Below are 18,893 nucleotides of genomic sequence, written 5' to 3' on the forward strand. Positions count from 1 at the left end.
GTGTGACCATCGTCGACTCCTGTTGCTTGAGTGCTGTCTTCCACATGGACACAGATCACCCGGACAGTTTCCATTATTAGCGATGCTTGCAGGAAATGATCGAAGGAACAGGACGGGAAAGTACCCGTTATTCAGTTTGCCGGGAGGAAATTGATGTTTATTTGACCAAAAGCAACAACTGGGGTCGAACCCTGAGGGTTCGACCCCGGCCCTTCGCTTGGGTTTGCTTTATTGCGCGCCCACCAGCGCCGTGACGCGGATCGTCTTGGTTTCCGGCACTTCCGCATGCGACAGCACCTTGAGCTGCGGCAAGGCGCGGCGCAGGAAGCGCGACAGCAGGGCCCGCAGCGGCGCCGGCACCAGCAGCACCGGCGTCAGGCCCAGCGCTTCCTGTTGCTGCGCGGCCAGACCCGCCTGGTGGGCGATGGTGTCGGCCAGGCCCGGCTCGATGCCGGCGCCGTCGCCGCCATTGCCCATGGCTTGCATCAGCAGCCGCTCGAGGCGGCTGTCGAGGGTCATCACGGACAGTTCGGCCGCGCCGGGGAACAGTTGCTGCACGATGGCGCGGCCCAGGGCCACGCGCACCAGCGCCGTCAGCTCGTTCGGATCTTGCGTACTGACCGTATGCTCGGCCAGGGTTTCGATGATGCTGCGCATGTCGCGGATGTGCACGCCCTCGGCCAGCAGGTTCTGCAGCACCTTTTGCAAGGTCGACAGCGACAGCATCTTCGGCACTAGGTCTTCCACCAGGCGTGGCGCATCCTTGCCCAGATGGTCGAGCAGGGATTGGACTTCCGCGCGGCCCAGCAGTTCCGACGCGTGCGAGGTAATCAGGTGATTCAGGTGCGTGGCCACCACGGTGCCCGCGTCGACCACCGTATAGCCCATCGATTGCGCCTGGTCGCGCAAGCTGGCGTCGATCCAGGTGGCGGGCAAGCCGAAGGCGGGATCGTTGGTGGCCAGGCCCGGCAAGGTGCCGCTGGCCATGCCGGGGTTGATCGCTAGGAACTGGCCGTTGAACGCTTCGCCCACTCCCACTTCCACGCCCTTGAGGGTGATGCGGTAGGCGGACGGCTTCAATTCCAGATTGTCGCGGATGTGCACGGGCGGCGCCAGGAAGCCCACTTCCTGGGCAAATTTCTTGCGGATGCCCTTGATGCGCTTGAGCAATTCGCCCCCCTGCGTCTTGTCGACCAGGGGAATCAAACGGTAGCCCACTTCCAGGCCCAGGGTATCGACGGGCATGATGTCTTGCCAGCTGGCTTCTTCCTGCTCCGGCGCCACGGTCGCTTGCGGCGCTTCGGCCGGCTTTTCGGCCGCCTCTTTTTCCTGCGTGCGTTTCTTGCTGATCAGATAGGCGGAGCCGGCCAGCAGCGAGGCCAGCAACAGGAAGACCATGTTCGGCATGCCGGGAATCAAGCCCATGCCGCCGATGATGCCGGCGGTAATATATAACACTTGCGGTTTCGCAAACAATTGACCCACCAGCTGGGTGCCGATGTCCTGGTCGCTGGCCACGCGCGAGACGACGATACCGGCCGCCGTGGAAATGATCAGCGAAGGAATCTGCGCCACCAGGCCGTCACCGATGGCCAGCAGGGTGTAGTTCTTGAGCGCATCGGCAAAGCCCATGTCGTGCTGCAGCAAGCCCACCAGCAAGCCGCCGACGATGTTGATGACGGTCACCATGATGCCGGCGATGGCGTCGCCGCGCACGTATTTGCTGGCGCCGTCCATGGCGCCATAGAATTCCGCTTCCTGCGCCACTTCCGTGCGGCGGCGGCGCGCTTCGTCTTCGCCGATCAAGCCCGCGTTCAGGTCGGCGTCGATGGCCATCTGTTTACCGGGCATCGCGTCCAGCGCGAAGCGGGCGCCCACCTCGGCGATACGGCCCGCACCCTTGGTCACCACGGTAAAGTTGATGATCGTCAAAATAATGAAGACCACGATACCGACCGTGTAGTTGCCGCCGATCAAGAAGTGGCCGAACGCTTCAATCACTTTACCGGCCGCGTCGGCGCCCGTATGGCCTTCCGTCAGCACCACGCGCGTGGACGCCACGTTCAGCGACAGGCGCAGCATGGTCGACACGAGCAAAATGGTCGGGAACGCCATGAAGTCGAGCGGCTTGACCGTGTACAGCGCCGTCAACAGCACGATGATGGACAGCGCGATATTAAAACTGAAGAAGATGTCGAGGATGAAGGCCGGCAGCGGCAGCACCATCATCGCCAGCAGCATGATGATGATGATAGGCGCGGCGATGCCCTTGCTGGCGTTGCCACCCATTCCACTGAGCCAGGCTGGCATTCTCAGGCCGTTCATGGTGTACTTCCTTTATTCTTGTCTGCTGCGGGCGGTGTCTGCGATGCGGGATTGTGCGGGTCGAGCTCGGGCGGCACGTCGAGTTTTTTCGGCTTGTCGGGACGCTCGCCGTGGCCACTGCCGTAGCTGCGCAGCTGGAACACGTAGGCCAGCACTTCGGCCACGGCGCCATACAGCGCCTCGGGAATCTCGTCGCCGATGTCCGTATGCTGGTACAGCGCGCGCGCCAGGGCCGGCGCTTCCAGGATGGCGACCTTGTGCTCGCCCGCCAGTTCGCGGATCTTCGCCGCCACCTCGTCGATGCCCTTGGCCACCACCTGCGGCGCGCCACGCGAATTCTCGCCATACTTCAAGGCCACCGCGTAGTGGGTAGGATTGGTCACCACCACGTCGGCCGTCGGCACATCGGCCATCATGCGGCGGCGCGACATTTCATGCTGCATCTGGCGGATCTTCGCCTTGATCTGCGGATTGCCGTCCGACTCTTTCGACTCTTGCTTGACTTCCTGCAAGGACATTTTCATCTTGTTAGCGTAGTGCCACATCTGGTACGGGCCGTCGATGGCGGCGATCAGGCCCAGCGCGCCCACGATCATCAGGAAGGCCGTGATCAGCAGGCTGATCAGATGGGCCGAGCCGGCGCGCAGCGATTCCACCGACAAGCCCAGCACGGCGTCCTTTTGATGCTGCATCACCATCCAGGCCACGACGCCGACGACGAGGGTCTTGGCGATGGCCTTGAGCAATTCCACCAGCGCATTCTTCGAAAACATATTGCCCAGGCCGCGAATCGGGTTGAGCTTGCCAAAATTGGGGGTGAACGCCTTGGAACTGAACAGCCAGCCGCCCACCAGCACGGGCGAGGCCAGGGCGACGAGCATGATGGCCAGCGCGTACGGCAGGCAAGTCAGCAAGACGGAGCCCACGTCGTATCCGATGCGCAACATCATCGCGTCGGGATTGAGGATCTGCTCGCGGTCCAGGGTCAGGCCGGAAACCATCACGGCCGTCAGCCGCCGCACGATGGCGTCGCCGGCAAACCACAGGCAGCAGCCGGACGCCATCAACACAGTAAACGTTGCCACTTCACGCGATCGCGGAACGTCGCCTTCCTCACGCGCCTGCTCGAGGCGCTTCGGTGACGCGGCTTCGGTCTTTTCTGCGTCGCTGTCTTCCGACATCAATCAACTCCGGTGAAGTCCTGCAGCCTGGCTAGGCGCAATACGGACTGGGCATGACGCATTATCGGTTTAATTAGCGCAACGCCATCAAGGGAAAAGGAGGGCTAATCCCCTGCTTTTCCTTTGCTCTCCAGTAACCTTAGCGGGACTTGCGCGCCTCGGCCTGCTTCACGGTCTGCTCGATGGCGCCAAACAAGGATTTACCGTCATCACCGAGCATTTCCAGCCGGACCACATCACCAAACAACAGGAATGGCGTGCTGGCGATGCCATCGGCGATCATCTCCAGGTTACGTCGCTCAACGATGCTGGAAAATCCCTTCTTGACTTCTTTGTTGGCGACCCCGCCCGCGCTGACCACGCTGCCGGCGCGCGCGTTGCGCGTCTGGCACAGATGAGCGAGCAATTGCGGATAATTGAAGGCCATGTCGGCGCCCGCGTGGGGCTGGCCCGTCAACTTGCCGTTCAGGCTGCAGCGCAGGGCGTAATGCACCTTGCCGCCGCGCCAGGCGTCGCCCAGCTCATCGGGCGTGATGGCCACAGGCGAGCAGGCCATGGCCGGTTTCGCCTGCAGGAAGCCGTAGCCACTGGCTTGCTCGTCGGGCGCCAGGTTGCGCAAGGTGATGTCGTTGACCAGCATCAACAGCTTGATGTTCAGGTGCGCCTGGTCGGGCGTGGAACCCATGGCCACGTCATCCGTGATGGCGGCGATGCCTGCCTCGTAATCGATGCCCCACTGCTCGTGCGCCAGGGTGATGTCGTCATGGGCGCCGAGGAAATCGTCGCTGGCGCCCTGATACAGCCGTGGCGCCTCGCGCAAGTTGGCGGGCACATCAACGCCAGCAGCCTTGCAGGCGCGCTCGACCTGCTGCAGATAGGACGCGCCGGCCACGCGCAAGCTGCTGCGCGGCAAGGGCGCCATGCAGTTGGCCGGATCGAACTCGAAAGCGCGATGACCGCGGCCGCTGTTGATGGTCTGGTACAGCAAATCGAGCTGGGGCGCGATGAAACTCCAGTCGTCGAGCGCCTTTTGCAGGGTCGGGGCGATGCCGTCGGCCAGGTGGGCCGTTTTCAGGTCGCGCGAGACGACAGCCAGCTGGCCATCGCGCGTGCCATCGTTCAGGGTTGCTAATTTCATGGGCGGGAAACTTCGTCAAATGCAGGCAATTGGGGACTAAAGACGCCAAAAAGCCGGGATATTCCCGGCTTTGGCGGTCAGAAGGGATTTACGCCAGCAGCGCCAGTTGTTCTGGCGTGAGATAGCACCACTCGCCTTCGGCAATGCCCAGCGATTCCAGGGTCAGGCTGCCGATGGCGGAACGGTGCAGCGCGCTGCAATGGTTGCCGGCGGCGGCCAGCATGCGCTTGACCTGGTGGTATTTGCCTTGTTCAAGCACGATTTCCAGCTGGTGTTCGCCGCGCTTGACGCAGACGAGGGCCGCCAGCGGGGCCGGTTCGTCATGCAATTGCACACCGGCCAACAGCAGGGCTACCAGCTCATCCGTCACGGGCTCTTGCGTAGTGGCCTGGTAAATCTTGGGAACGTGGCGCTTCGGCGACGATTGTGCATGGATAAACGGGCCATCGTCGGACATCAGCAGCATGCCGGTCGTATCGTGGTCGAGCCGGCCGACGGGCTGGACTTCGCGCCAGGTGAATTGTTCCGGCAGCAAGGTCAATACGCCAGGATGATGGCTGGGTTTGCGCGAGCATTCGAAATTGGCAGGTTTGTTCAGCGCCAGGTAGAGGTGCGCGCGGTAGACCCACTCTTCTTCGAACACGTGCAGCACCAGGCCGTCGGTCTCGACGGTGGTGCGGTAATTGGTCTGGGTGACGCCATCGATGACGACATCGCCATCCTCGATGAGGGAACGACAATATTTACGGGTGCCAAAACCCTGCGATTGCAGGATGCGGTCTAGGGATAATTTACTCATGGGCGTGACTTTACCAGAAGCAGCTGGCAGCGTGAAGCGGCGGCAGCTGGCGCCTGCGCAGCGGTCCAGGCTGCACGAAACCATGGCGCATGCAGAAATACCAAAAAGAACAAGGTGAGATTTGGCGAGAAATGGTTGATTCTTTTGAGAAATATCAAGCGCTCGAAATATCGCGTTGATAGACTGAAACTTCGTTAGGAATCCGCCTAACGAGCTTTAGGAATAATAACCAGACAACGACTCACAAGGACATTGTATGAAGCATACCGATACCATCGCCTTACAAGGCAGCATCGCCGACATGCGCCAACGCATCGCCGCGGAACAGGCGGCCATGCACAAAGTCAGGCTCGGCGTGGCGCGCTGGAGCAGCGCCCCGGCGCCGCACGATGCGGACGCGCCGCCAGCGCCTGCAGGCCAGACGCACTGGCATGCCGAGGCGCAATGCCATTTCATGTGCTGGCTGGAACTGGGCGGTTTTGCGCATGCGGACGCGAACGCGGAGAGCGACAGCGTCATCGCGCCTGCCATGGCGGACATGCCGCCCGACAGCAGCGCCAACAGCAGCGCCAGTGCAGCGGCGGCCCGGCAGGCAAGCACCGCGCTCCTGCCCGCGCACTGCAACGGCTGCGCCGCCTGAACGCGGCCCATGCGACCAGCCATGCCCCGCCCTCGCATGCCTGCCTTGCCCGCACGCCCAGCCCAGACAACAACATTCAGCCACACCGACCCATCTTGCACACACAAAAGGAAACGGCGGCATTGCGCCGCCGTTCCCAAGCCCCATCGGGACTTTAGTGAGGAATGTAAATTCACTCAAAACCACATCTGCGATGCGGCAAGTAGTTCCAGGACCTGCCAATCAAGTTAGTACTGACAACATAGTTGATATATCGCCCCTCCTTGAAAAGAACTACGCTTTCACTATAGCCCAAGCAGCCCCTTTTTCAAGCCAATTTACCACCTTATTGAAAATCATTCTCGACTGGCTTGCCTGCCAGCTAACAGTGATGTTCTCAGCGCAACGCCGGTTGTGACTGCTGCACGGCTGCCTTCATGGCGCCCGCGCCCATGGCGGCGCCAAACTTCTTGAGTACCCGTTCCGGCAAGCCTTCATGCTGCGTGTAGTCGACGATGTCTTCCGCCTTGACGACGTCGCGCGCCACGCTGTCGACCGTGCCGAAGTCGTCGGCCAGGCCCATTTCCACGGCTTTCGCACCCGTCCAGTACAGGCCCGAGAAGGTGTCAGGGGTTTCCTTCAGGCGCTTGCCCCGTCCCGCGCGCACAACGTCGATGAATTGCTGGTGGATTTCATTGAGCATGCTCTGCGCATACGCCTTGTGCTTTTCCGTCAGGGGGCTGAACGGATCCATGAAACCCTTGTTCTCGCCCGCCGTCAGCAAACGGCGCTCGACGCCGACCTTTTCCATCACGCCCGTAAAGCCGAAGCCATCCATCAGCACGCCGATGGAGCCGACCACGCTGGCCTTGTTGACGTAGATGCGGTCGGCGGCGGCAGCGATGTAATAGCCGCCCGAGGCGCACATTTCATCGACCACCACATACAAAGGCTTGTCCGGATAGCCCTTGCGCAGGCGCTGCATCTCGTCGACGATCATGCCGGCCTGCACGGGACTGCCGCCCGGACTATTAATATGCAGCACCACGGCCACGGAGCCGGCATCGGAAAACGCCTTGTCCAGCGCGGGGATGACGACGGCGGCCGAGCCGCTGCCTTCGGACTCGATGGCGCCGCTGATGTCGATCAGGGCCGTATGGCGGCCGAGGGTTTCGCTGTCGTCGGCCGTGTTGTAGTCATAAAACACCCACAGGGCGAACAGCACGATCAGCAGGCCGAAAACCTTGAAAAAGATGCTCCAGCGGCGGTGCGCGCGTTGCTCTTGCAAAGTGGCAAATACCAGCTTTTCCAGCACGTCGCGCTCCCAGCGTCCCGCAGGGGCGCCGTGGCCGGCGGCTGGCGCGCTGCTGTCCAGCTTGTCATTCGTGTTATCGCTCATGGTTCACTTTGCTTAAATTACAGAAGGCCTGCCCCGGCCTCAGGCCGGCAATGGCTGAACATATTCGTCGGGCTGCCAGTACAGCTGGCCATCGCGCTCGGTCACGGCGATCGGACGCAAGCGCCCTCCCTTGCAGGGGCCGCCCGCGCACAGGCCGCTTTCCGGCACATAGATGGCGCCATGCGTCGAACACATCAGATACAAACCGCTGGACTCGAAAAACTCGCCTTCCGCCCAGTCCAGTTCGATCGGCACATGGGCGCAACGGTTCAGGTAGCCATACGCCTTGCCGCCGTGGCGCACGACAAAGCCCGTGGTCGCTTCGCCACCGGCCGAAACGGGAAAGCGCACGCCCTTGCCGCCGTCAGCCACAGCGTCGGCGGCGCAAATGAATACATCGACAACATCGTTCATCATGCGTGCTCGCTCAGCCATTGATGCAGCTCCGCCACCGTGGCGGCCGAATACAGGGGATTGCAGGCTTGCAACTGCTCCACGGGATGCGCTCCATACTCTACGGCAATACTGGCCGCGCCTGCATTGCTTGCCATCAATAAATCATGACTGGTGTCGCCGATCATCACGGTGCGGCGCATATCCTGCCCCAGTTCGCGCGTCAGCTCCTGCAGCATGGCCGGATGGGGCTTGGAAAAGGTTTCGTCAGCACAACGCGTCGCATCGAACAGCGACAGCAGCTTGACGGCATTCAGGGAGCGGTTCAGGCCGACACGGCTCTTGCCCGTGGCAACGGCGAGAAAGTAGGCTTGCTGCGACAATTCCTGCAACATTTCGTAGACGCCAGGAAACAGCGCCAGTTCATGGTCGCGCGACAGGTAGTGATAACGGTAGCGTTCCGCCATGCGCGCATGGTATTTCGGCTCCACGTCGGGCATCACCAGCTGCATGGCTTCCTGCAAGCCCAGGCCGATCACATGCGAAGCGAGCAACTCGGTGGGGATAGGCAAGCCCAGGTCTTTGGCCGATGCCTGGATGCACTTGACGATGGTCGAGGTACTGTCTATCAGGGTACCGTCCCAATCGAAGACGATCAGATCAAATTGCTTTCTTGCCATGTTTCCCGACGACATAGCCGCCGGCTCCTTGAGAATGAATGATGGCGACTGACTACCTTGTGAGTAGTGTCGCGCGCACACGTGGATACTTATCGTGCGGCAACGGCCAATGGTTTGCCCAAGCTTACCAAGAAACGCTCGCATTCGGCAGCCAGCGGCGCGTTCAAAGTCATCGTCTTGCCCGTTTCCGGATGCGTAAACGTGATCTGGTGCGCGTGCAGGAACATGCGTTTCAGGGCGCCGCGCGTGCTGTCGGCTTTCAACAGGGCACGGTTGAGGGCAAAGTCACCATATTTATCGTCGCCGGCGATGGGGAAACCGGAGGAAGACAGGTGCACGCGGATCTGGTGCGTGCGTCCCGTTTTCAATTCCGCTTCCAGCAAGGCGAAGTTGTGATATTTATGCAACAGTGAAAACACCGTGTGCGATGCCAGACCATCGGCCTGCACGGCCACCCGGCGCTCGCCCTCGGCCGTCGTATATTTATGCAATGGCAACTTGATATGCTGGCGCGCATTCTTCCAGTCGCCTGCTACCAGCACCAGGTAGCGCTTGTCGGTGACGCCGTCGCGCATCTGCTCATGCAAATTCGTCAATGCCGTGCGTTTCTTTGCCAGCAACAGCAAGCCGGACGTGTCGCGGTCCAGGCGGTGCACCAGTTCCAGGAACTTGGCGTCGGGGCGCGAAGCGCGCAATTGCTCGATCACGCCGAACGACACGCCCGAGCCGCCATGCACGGCCACGCCGGCCGGCTTGTCGATGACGAGCAGTTGCGCATCCTCGAAGATGATCTTGAATTCGGCGGCCGGCGCGCCCGTGGGCGCCTTTTCGGCCACGCGCACGGGTGGAATGCGCACCACGTCGCCGGCGGCGAGACGGTACAGCTGATCGATACGGCCTTTATTAACCCGCACTTCTCCCGATCGCAAGATCCGGTATATGTGGCTTTTAGGCACTCCCTTGCACACTCTTAATAAGTAGTTGTCGATGCGCTGGCCTGCTTCTTCCTCGGCGATCGTTACGAATTGGGCTTGCGGCTGAACCGGGGGTGTTGAAGGGGGAACAACATCTTTTTGACTCTTCATTTACTATGTCTTCCCAGAAATCTCTCTAAGTCCTTCATTTTGAATATATAATTGTTTTTGCTGCGGCCCTGGCTGCTGCGAGTGTAAGAATAAAAGCACATTTTACACAGGGGCGTCTCCACCGGCCTCGCCAAATTGCAAATTCGGTGGAAAAAAATGTATATGCACCATCCCTGCGCGAATCAAGGTTGCACCGTAGTTGTAATCGGATAACGCGTGGAGATGCTGAAGTGAGTGTGGGATTATAAGGATAAGTACCCGTTAGCGCGACTTATCGAGTCGGGCTCGCGGGTTGATGAAGTTGATAACGCTTGCCGTTTTCGCCAAACCCCGTATGTGGCCAAATACTGAGGGTTGTCGATGATAGGCTGAGGCCAAGCCTCGCCATCGCGATCCCTGTAATGAGCCGGCTAACGATTTTGGCTCTGAATTTGCTGACCACTTGCATTCTCTGCCCCCGATGCAGTTCATTCTCATCCGGGCTGTTTCAGATGAGTTGCAAGTGTCCTGTGCACTCGGCATGACGATTGACCTCACCGCGCCTGTTGCGGCCGTAACGCATATCTCGTACGCGTTGTTGCTCCGCACGCCTGGGCATTTCCCCCGCCAACACTCCCGTTCTCGCATATATCCCTGTACTTTCGCCGCTTCCCCGGAAGCGGCTTTGAGATGGCCTACGGGTCGCGGAGTTATAAAAATGAAACGCATGTTGTTTAATGCCACGCAGCAAGAAGAACTGCGCGTAGCGATTGTCGACGGACAAAAACTGATCGACATCGATATCGAGACAGCCGGGCGCGAACAGCGCAAATCCAACATCTACAAGGGCGTGATCACGCGCATCGAGCCATCGCTCGAAGCGTGCTTCGTCAGCTATGGCGAAGACCGCCACGGCTTCCTGCCTTTCAAGGAAGTTGCCCGCACGTATTTCCGCGAAGGCGTCGACGTACGTAACGCTTCCGTCAAGGAAGCGCTGCGCGAAGGCCAGGAAATCATGGTCCAGGTTGAAAAGGAAGAGCGCGGCAACAAGGGCGCCGCCCTGACCTCGTTTGTTTCCCTGGCCGGCCGTTACCTGGTATTGATGCCGAACAACCCGCGTGGCGGTGGCGTATCGCGCCGCGTGGAAGGTGAAGAGCGCCAGGAATTGCGCGAAACCATGGATAAACTGGACTTGCCAGCTGGCATGTCCGTGATTGCCCGCACGGCAGGCATCGGCCGCAACGTCGATGAACTGCAGTGGGACTTGAATTACCTGATGCAACTGTGGCGCGCCATCGAAGGCGCCGGCAAGTCAGCCAACGGCGCCTTCCTGATCTACCAGGAATCTTCCCTGGTGATCCGCGCCATCCGCGACTACTTCCAGCCCGACATCGGCGAGATCCTGATCGACACCGACGAGATCTACGACCAGGCGCACCAGTTCATGAGCCACGTGATGCCCGACATGGTGCACCGCGTAAAACGCTACAGCGACGACGTGCCGCTGTTCTCGCGCTTCCAGATCGAACATCAAATCGAAACGGCGTACAGCCGCACCGTGCCGTTGCCATCGGGCGGCGCCATCGTGATCGACCACACCGAAGCGCTGGTCTCCGTCGACGTCAACTCGGCCCGCGCCACGCGCGGCTCGGACATCGAGACAACGGCCTTCAACACCAACTGCGAAGCGGCCGAAGAAGTGGCCCGCCAGCTGCGTTTGCGCGACTTGGGCGGTCTGATCGTCATCGACTTCATCGACATGGAAGTGGCGAAAAACCAGCGCGAAGTGGAACAGCGCCTGAAAGACGCGCTGCACCATGACCGTGCCCGCGTACAAATGGGCAAGATTTCGCGCTTCGGCCTGATGGAACTGTCGCGCCAGCGCCTGCGCCCTTCGCTGTCCGAAGGTTCGCACGTGACGTGCCCGCGCTGCTCCGGCACCGGCCACATCCGCGATACGGAATCGTCCGCCCTGCAGGTGCTGCGCATCATCCAGGAAGAGGCCATGAAGGAAAACTCGGCCACCATCCACGTGCAAGTGCCCGTGGACGTGGGCGCCTTCCTGCTCAACGAAAAGCGCGGCGAAGTGCTGAAGATCGAAAACCGCCACCGCATCGCCGTGATCCTGATCCCGAACAAGCATCTGGAAACGCCGCACTACAAGCTGGAACGCATCAAGCACGACGATCCGCGTCTGGAAGACAGCCAGGCCAGCTACAACCTGGCTGAAAGCGCTGAAACCGACATGGCTTACAGCAAGCGCCAGAAGGAAGAAGCCAAGCCGCGCCAGGAAGCCGTCGTCAAGACGATCACCCCTGACCAGCCGGCACCGCTGGTCGAGCGCAAGCCCGTCGAAGCGAAACCGGCTCCAGTGGCCGCGCCTGCCGCACCACAAGGCCTGATCGCCAAGATCATCAGCTTCTTCACCGGCGCTCCGGCACCGGTGGCACCGGCACCAGCACCTGTCGCCCCAGCCAAGCCGGCCGGCGCCGACCGCGGCGACCGCAACAGCCGTGGCCCGCGTGGCCGTGGCCGCAACGGCAAGCCTGGCCGCGAAGAACGCGAACCAGGCCAGGGCCGCCCAGCCCAGGACGATGCAGCCAAGGAAGCTGAAGCACTGGAAAAAGCGGCCCGTCCGCCACGTCCACCGCGTCCGCCACGCGAACCGCGTGAAGCCGGCGATGCAACGGCGGCGCCACGCGAACGCGGTGAGCGTCCGGAACGCGCGGAACGTCCTGAGCGCGCAGAGCGCCCGGAACGGGCCGAACGTCCGCCACGCCAGCCACGCGAAGGCCGCGAACCACGCGCCGACAAGGCTGTTGTTACTGAAGTGAAAGCTGAAGAACTGGCCCTGGTTGGCGCCACCGCCAGCGCGGTGAATGTGGTCGTGGCGTCAAGCGGTCCGGAATCCGACGCCGCACCGGCGAACCTGCTGAAAGCACCGGCAAATGCCGGTCCTGAAGGCGAAGAGACGGAAAACGACGTGGAAGGCGAAGAACCGCGCCGCCGCCGTCGTCGTGGTGGCCGCAACCGCAACCGCCGCGACCGCGAAACGGGCGAGCTGATCGAATCGGCAAACGGTGACAACGACGGCCAGGACGCGCCAGTGATCAGCTTTACGGTCGCTCCGGCGCCGGAAGCCGCCGCTGACGTCGCTGTCGCGCCAGTCGAAGCTGTAGCCGAAGCCGCACCAGCCGTCGTGGCTGAAGTGGCTGAAGTGGTCGAAGTCGCCAAGGTCGTGGACATCGCCAAGGTAGAAGAAGCCGCACCAGCTGCTGAAGTGATCGTGCCGCCAGCCCCTGTGGAAGCCGTCGTTGCTGCAGCGCAAGCTGAACCAGCCGCTGCCGAACCAGCACCAGCTGCCGAGTACAGCTTCGCCGAAAAAGCGGAAGCCGCACCGGCGCCAGCGCCTGCGCCAGCGGAAGTCATCGTCGAAGCGGCGCCAGTCGTGGAAACGCTTGCTGTCGTGGAAACCGTCGTCGTGGCGGAAGAAGTTCCAGCAGCAGCGCCAGTCGCCGAAGCGGCACCTGCCGTGGTGGAAGCGGCCCCGGTAGTTGCCGAAATGGCTCCCGTTGTGGCTCCTGCACCAGCGCCAGCGCCCGTCGTTGCTCCTGCTCCGGCTCCTGCTCCGGCAGCACCAGCCGCCGCGCCGCTGGACTTGAGCGCTGTGCTCGGTTCGGCCGGCCTGACCCTGGCGGCCACCGATCCGGAAAAACTGCGCCTGGCGCAGGAAGCGGCTGCCAAGGCAGTTGCTCCGGTACGCAAGCCACGCGAACGCAAGCCATTGCCGCCGCAATCGGATGAGCCGTTGATCCAGGTCAACACGCAACGTCCATAAGCGGGCGGGGTTCGCCCAGCCAATGATGAAAGGGGAAGCTCAGGCTTCCCCTTTTTTTACGTCCACTTTTTTGCCAGCCAGCCGCCATGCACGAGCACGCCACTCCTTCCCCCGTCAGCCTGCGCAGCGCCTTCTGGTACTGGCTCAAGCTGGGCTGCGTCAGCTTTGGCGGCCCGGCCGGGCAAATCGCCATGATGCATGCGGAACTGGTGGAAAAACGGCGCTGGATTTCCGAACAGCGTTTCCTCCACGCCCTGAATTACTGCATGCTGCTGCCGGGGCCGGAAGCGACCCAGCTGGCCATCTACATCGGCTGGCTGATGCACCGCACGCGCGGCGCCCTGATGGCGGGCCTGCTGTTTTTGCTGCCCTCGCTGGGGGTGCTGATCGTCCTGTCCTGGCTGTACATGGCGTATGGCCACGTGGGCGCCATCGCCGGCGTTCTGTACGGCATCAAGCCGGCCGTCGTCGCCATCGTGCTGGCAGCCGCCTGGCGCCTGGGCCGGCGCACCTTGCGCAGCCCCGCCCTGATCGCCATCGCGGCGGCCGCATTTGTCGCCATCACCGCGCTACGGCTGCCATTTCCGCTGATCGTGTTCGCCGCCGCCCTGCTGGGCATGGCGGGCGGCCGCTGGCTGCCGGCGCATTTTCATGCCAAAAGTACCTCTCATGGCGGCGCGGCCCGCTACGGCGCCGCCCTGATCGATGACGACACGCCCACGCCGGAGCACGCGCGCTTCCGCTGGCCGCGCCTGCTTGGCACGGCCGCCGTGGGCCTGGCGCTGGCCTTTCTAGCCTGGCTGGGCCTGGCGCTGGCGGGCGGCGCGGACCAGCCGCTGGCGCAGATGGGCGTGTTTTTCAGCAAGGCGGCCCTGCTGACGTTCGGCGGCGCGTATGCCGTGCTGCCCTACCTGGTGCAGGGCGCCGCCGACCACTACCACTGGATCAGCAGCGCGCAAATGATGGATGGCCTGGCGCTGGGCGAAACGACGCCCGGCCCCCTGATCATGATCGTCGCCTTCATCGGTTTTGTCGGCGGCTGGAGCCATGCGGTCGCAGGCGAGCAGCTGTGGCTGGCGGGCGTGTGCGGCGCGCTCGTCGCCAGCTGGTTTACTTTTTTGCCCTCGTTCATCTTCATCCTGGCCGGTGCGCCGCTGGTGGAAGCGTCGCGCGGCAATTTGCGCCTGAGCGCGCCCCTAACGGCCATTTCGGCGGCCGTGGTGGGCGTCATCGCCAGCCTGGCCCTGTTCTTTGGCCACCACGTCTTCTGGCAGGAAAATCCGCTGCCGCACTGGGACTGGCTGGCGATCGCCATCGCGCTGGCGGCCGGCGTGGCGCTGATCCGGTTTCAAGTGGGCACCATCAAATTGCTGCTCGCCTGTGCCATCTTCGGCCTCGTGCTATCGTATCTGCCTTGACCGATTTAACGTAAGTGGTATCACCTTTCATGGCTGACAAGATTATCTACCTCGCCGAAGCCCGCAATGGGGCACCGGCGATCCCCGCGCAGCTGGAAAGCCCGAGCGGCAACGTGGCCGACAGCCTGGGCCGGCCCCTGCACGACTTGCGCATCTCGATTACCGACCGCTGCAATTTCCGTTGCGTGTATTGCATGCCGAAGGACGTGTTCGACAAGAACCACGTGTACCTGCCGCACACGGATTTGCTGTCGTTCGAGGAAATCACGCGCATCGCGCGCCTGTTCGTTGAGCACGGCGTGGAAAAGATCCGCCTGACGGGCGGCGAGCCGCTGCTGCGCAAGAATATCGAAAAGCTCATCGCCATGCTGGCCGCCCTGCGCACGCCGTCGGGCCAGCCGCTGGACCTGACCCTGACCACCAACGGCTCCTTGCTGGCCAGAAAAGCGCAGGCGCTCAAGGATGCGGGCCTGAACCGGGTCACCGTGTCGCTCGACTCGCTCGACGACGCCACTTTCAAGCGCATGAACGATGTGGATTTCGCCGTCGCCGACGTGTTGCACGGCATCGATGCGGCGCATGCCGCCGGCCTGGGACCCATCAAGATCAACATGGTCGTCAAGGCCGGCATGAACGAGCAGGAAATCGTGCCCATGGCGCGCCACTTCAAGGATACGCCCTACATCCTGCGCTTCATCGAATACATGGACGTGGGCGCCTCGAACGGCTGGAACTTGCAGGAAGTCATCCCGTCCGCCGAAGTGGTGCGGCGCATCGCCGCGCACATGCCCTTGCTGCCCATTAACCCGAACTACACGGGCGAGACGGCGGCGCGCTGGCGCTACGCGGATGGCGGCGGCGAGATCGGCCTCATTTCCAGCGTCACGCAAGCGTTCTGCGCCGACTGCAGCCGCGCCCGCCTCTCGACCGAGGGCAAACTGTACACATGCCTGTTCGCCAGCAGCGGCCACGACTTGCGCAGCCTGCTGCGCGGCGGCCGCAGCGACGCGGAAATCTCCTCGGCCGTGGCGCAACTGTGGCGCGGCCGCGGCGACCGCTATTCACAATTGCGCACCAGCCAGACGGATTTGACGGGCGGCTCGCTTGATTACGGTAAAAAGAAAGTGGAAATGTCGTACATCGGCGGCTGAATCGGGCGCGGCGCAGGCCCGCCGCTGCTACCATGGCGCATGCCCCCATTTTTCTACCTGACATGATCAACAAACACGACATTACCGGCCTGATCCTGGCCGGCGGCCTCGGCACGCGCATGGGCCAGCGCGACAAGGGCATGCTGCCCCTGCATGGCCAGCCCCTGGCCCGCCACGTGCTGCAGCGCCTGGCGCCGCAAGTGGGCCAGCTGGCCATCAGTGTCCACGCGGACGCCGGCGATTACGCAAACTTCGGCCTGCCCGTGTGGCCGGACGTGCTGCCGGGCCAGCTGGGTCCGCTGGCAGGTTTGCACAGCGGCATGCAACATGCCGGCACGCCCTACCTGCTGACCGTGCCGTGCGATTCGCCATTGCTGCCGCCCGACCTGGCCGCGCGCCTGGCGGCCGGCCTGGCCGAGAACGATGCCGACCTGGCCATCGCCGTCACCGAGGAAATCTACCCAGCGACGGGGCAAACTGTGCGCCGCCCGCACCCCGTCTTCTGCCTGGTGAAAACCTCTGCCCTGCCCCAGTTAGACTCGTACCTGCGCGGCGGGGAACGCCGCATGCGCACCTGGCACGGCCCCCTGAAGCTGGCCGAAGTACTGTTCGAGAACAATAGCGCGTTCGGCAACATCAATACCCCGGACGAGCTGGCCGCCCTGCAGGCGCAGGGCTTGTCCGTGCCAATGGCGCAAGCCATCCTGGCCGGCACGGTCACCCCCGTCGCCGAAATCGAGGAACTGCCGCTGCCGCAAGCGTTCGAGCGCATCCTGGCAGCCGACATCGTCTCGCCCATCAGCGTGCCCGCGCACGACAATTCCGCCATGGATGGCTATGCGCTGCATGGCGCTGATCTTGGGGCCGACCTCGGCGGCGACACCCCCGTCACCCTGGCCGTGGTCGACACCATCCTGGCCGGGCGTCCCGGCACGGTCACAGTACAGCGCGGACAATGCGCGCGCATCATGACGGGCGCCGTCATGCCGGACGGCTGCAACAGCGTGGTGCCGCAGGAACTGGTACAGCAAGCGGGCGCAAGCAGCATTACTGTGGCGCCCGACTGCATCCGCCCCGGCGACAACCGCCGCTTCAAGGGCGAAGACTTGATGCAGGGCCAGCCAGCTTTGCTGCAAGGCAAACGACTCGGACCGGCCGAACTGGGTCTGCTGGCTTCGCTGGGCATCGCCGCGGTACCCGTGCGCCGCCGCCTGCGCGTGGCCTTCTTTTCCACGGGCGACGAATTGCGCTCGATCGGCGAGCCGCTGGACGCCGGCTGCATCTACGACAGCAACCGCTACACCCTGCTGGGCATGCTGACCCGCCTCGGCTGCGACGTGCTCGACATGGGCATCGTCAAGGACAATCCGCAAGCGCTGGAAGCGGCCCTGCGTGGCGCCTGCGCCTCGGCCGACGTCATCGTCACCTCGGGCGGCGTATCCAGCGGCGCGGCCGATTTTACGCGCGAGATCCTGGCGCGCCTCGGTGAAGTGGCCTTCTGGCAAATCAACATGCGTCCGGGCCGTCCCATGGCCTTTGGCCGGATTGCCAGCGAGGGCGACACGGCTTTGCTGCTGGGCCTGCCCGGCAACCCCGTGGCCGTGATGGCGGCGTTTTATTTCCTCGCCCGCCCCACCCTGCTGCGCCTGATGGGCGCCGATGCGGACAGTTCCAGCCTGCCGCTGCTGCAAGTGGCGGCGCAAGCGCCTATCCGCAAAAAACGGGGCCGCACGGAATACCAGCGCGGCATCGTCGAACAGGGCGCGGATGGGTGCCAGCACGTGCGCGTGACGGGTGCGCAAGGCTCGGGCATCCTGCGCTCGATGACGCAAGCCAATTGCATGATCGTGCTGCACGAAGCGCAAGGCCATGTGGCCGCCGGCGACCTGGTCGATATCGTGCTATTCCATGGATTGTTATGAAACTGATACTGGTAGTAGCCCTGCTGCAGGGCATGGCGGCGTATGCGGGCGAAGTCCACAGCAATGGCTACACGGTACGCTTCGACGAGCGCATCGAGGAAGCAAGCGGTGACTTGCACGGCGAAACCGTGGGCCGCGTCAGCATCGTGCGCACCAGCGACCAGGCGCTCGTGTGGCAGGAAAACACGCCCTTGCGCCCCGATTGCGGCGTCGTTGCGGCCGTCACCGCCATCAACGACCGCTTCGTGGCCGTGTGCGGCCACCTGGGCGGGCGCCACTACACGCAAAAGATCATCTTGCTGCAAGGCGGCTCGCCAGCGATGGTGAGCGTGGACCAGTACGACTCGCCCAGTCCCGTGCGCGTGGAGCGCAACGGATCGCTGGCCATCGACGTCCAGCGGCGCGACCGCTTCCCTGGCGAACTGACGGGTCCGCATTACTTCCCCACCGTGTACCGCTTGTACCACGATGACGCCACGTTCGGCTTCGTCCCCAGCTTTGACGGCGATGCCGCCGAGCGCTACTGGCAGCACTACCGCGCCACGCGCCAGGTGGCGCCGGCGGCGGCCGTGCTGCCGGAACTGCTGGCCTCCTTGCTGGCGGCCCAGGCCGGCAAGCAATCCATCTGCGCGGAGCTGGACACGCTCGCCGCGGACTTGCAGCAGGGGCGACAGTACGATGCGCAAGGCGCGCGCACCTTGATGCGCACGTGGCTGCACAAACTGCCCGCCATCGGCTATCCCGCCTTCGATACGCAAGCCTGCCCGGGCCGCATCTAACACCCATCGTTGCACCGCCGCCTGCCGGCGGCGCATCCCTCAAAACCCCTCCGCCCTCCAAACGGCCCGTCTTGCGCGGGCCGTTTGCATTACCCCTTCGCAATCAATTTTCCCATGTGGTAACTGCTCGCCTATCGAGATAAAAATATTAATTATTTCTCTAAATAACATATAAATAAACACAACA

Annotated in this window: 14 protein-coding genes; 6 read left to right on the top strand and 8 right to left on the bottom strand. The window is 62.8% G+C overall.

Going from position 1 to position 18,893, the window contains the following annotated elements; all coding sequences use genetic code 11:
* Positions 1 to 228: 228 nt before the first annotated feature.
* The 4 genes from flhA to KO539_RS04715 form a co-directional block, all read right to left on the bottom strand.
* Positions 229 to 2,325 carry a flagellar biosynthesis protein FlhA gene (flhA, locus tag KO539_RS04700; protein ID WP_219307568.1) on the bottom strand — a complete coding sequence of 699 codons (2,097 nt, stop codon included), beginning with the start codon at positions 2,323 to 2,325 and terminating at the stop codon, positions 229 to 231.
* Positions 2,322 to 3,506: a flagellar biosynthesis protein FlhB gene (gene flhB / locus KO539_RS04705; RefSeq protein WP_219307569.1), complete on the bottom strand. Its 1,185-nt coding sequence runs from the start codon at positions 3,504 to 3,506 to the stop codon at positions 2,322 to 2,324. The genes flhA and flhB overlap by 4 nt, the downstream gene beginning before the upstream one ends.
* A gap of 139 nt (positions 3,507 to 3,645) precedes the next feature.
* Positions 3,646 to 4,644 (bottom strand): fumarylacetoacetate hydrolase family protein, encoded by a 999-nt coding sequence (locus KO539_RS04710; RefSeq protein WP_219307570.1) that lies wholly within the window; start codon positions 4,642 to 4,644, stop codon positions 3,646 to 3,648.
* Between the two features lie 88 nt (positions 4,645 to 4,732).
* Positions 4,733 to 5,443, bottom strand: a complete 711-nt coding sequence (locus KO539_RS04715) for a pseudouridine synthase (RefSeq protein WP_099403034.1) — start codon at positions 5,441 to 5,443, stop codon at positions 4,733 to 4,735.
* Between the two features lie 256 nt (positions 5,444 to 5,699).
* Between KO539_RS04715 and KO539_RS04720 the strand changes: the two genes are divergently transcribed.
* Entirely contained in the window at positions 5,700 to 6,083 is a 384-nt protein-coding gene (locus tag KO539_RS04720) for a hypothetical protein (protein ID WP_219307571.1), read from the top strand.
* Between the two features lie 376 nt (positions 6,084 to 6,459).
* Here the strand turns inward: KO539_RS04720 and KO539_RS04725 are convergent, their stop codons facing one another.
* The 4 genes from KO539_RS04725 to KO539_RS04740 form a co-directional block, all read right to left on the bottom strand.
* Positions 6,460 to 7,461, bottom strand: coding sequence for a S49 family peptidase (locus KO539_RS04725; RefSeq protein ID WP_219307572.1), 1,002 nt, complete (start codon positions 7,459 to 7,461; stop codon positions 6,460 to 6,462).
* Between the two features lie 39 nt (positions 7,462 to 7,500).
* A complete protein-coding gene (locus KO539_RS04730; RefSeq protein WP_219307573.1) occupies positions 7,501 to 7,878 on the bottom strand; it encodes a Rieske 2Fe-2S domain-containing protein in 378 nt (125 codons plus the stop codon).
* Positions 7,875 to 8,534: an HAD-IIIA family hydrolase gene (locus KO539_RS04735; RefSeq protein ID WP_219307574.1), complete on the bottom strand. Its 660-nt coding sequence runs from the start codon at positions 8,532 to 8,534 to the stop codon at positions 7,875 to 7,877. The genes KO539_RS04730 and KO539_RS04735 overlap by 4 nt, the downstream gene beginning before the upstream one ends.
* Positions 8,535 to 8,623: 89 nt before the next feature.
* Positions 8,624 to 9,619 (bottom strand): RluA family pseudouridine synthase, encoded by a 996-nt coding sequence (locus KO539_RS04740; RefSeq protein ID WP_219307575.1) that lies wholly within the window; start codon positions 9,617 to 9,619, stop codon positions 8,624 to 8,626.
* A 697-nt stretch (positions 9,620 to 10,316) separates the two neighbouring features.
* Here KO539_RS04740 and KO539_RS04745 point away from each other — a divergent pair.
* From KO539_RS04745 to KO539_RS04765, 5 genes are all read left to right on the top strand, one after another.
* Positions 10,317 to 13,436, top strand: a complete 3,120-nt coding sequence (locus KO539_RS04745) for an Rne/Rng family ribonuclease (RefSeq protein ID WP_219307577.1) — start codon at positions 10,317 to 10,319, stop codon at positions 13,434 to 13,436.
* 86 nt (positions 13,437 to 13,522) lie between these two features.
* Positions 13,523 to 14,854 carry a chromate efflux transporter gene (gene chrA / locus KO539_RS04750; protein WP_219307578.1) on the top strand — a complete coding sequence of 444 codons (1,332 nt, stop codon included), beginning with the start codon at positions 13,523 to 13,525 and terminating at the stop codon, positions 14,852 to 14,854.
* A gap of 29 nt (positions 14,855 to 14,883) precedes the next feature.
* Complete coding sequence (gene moaA, locus KO539_RS04755; protein WP_219307580.1) at positions 14,884 to 16,005, top strand: GTP 3',8-cyclase MoaA; 1,122 nt, start codon at positions 14,884 to 14,886, stop codon at positions 16,003 to 16,005.
* Positions 16,006 to 16,067: 62 nt separating this feature from the next.
* The gene (glp, locus tag KO539_RS04760; RefSeq protein WP_257626104.1) at positions 16,068 to 17,927 is read left to right on the top strand and encodes a gephyrin-like molybdotransferase Glp; all 1,860 of its coding nucleotides are present in this window, start codon (positions 16,068 to 16,070) and stop codon (positions 17,925 to 17,927) included.
* Complete coding sequence (locus tag KO539_RS04765; RefSeq protein WP_219307584.1) at positions 17,924 to 18,706, top strand: hypothetical protein; 783 nt, start codon at positions 17,924 to 17,926, stop codon at positions 18,704 to 18,706. Before glp ends, KO539_RS04765 begins: the two co-directional genes overlap by 4 nt.
* Positions 18,707 to 18,893: the final 187 nt, after the last annotated feature.

It is taken from the genome of Janthinobacterium sp. NKUCC06_STL, assembly GCF_019345455.1.
In the GTDB taxonomy this organism is placed as follows: Bacteria; Pseudomonadota; Gammaproteobacteria; order Burkholderiales; family Burkholderiaceae_D; genus Janthinobacterium; species Janthinobacterium rivuli.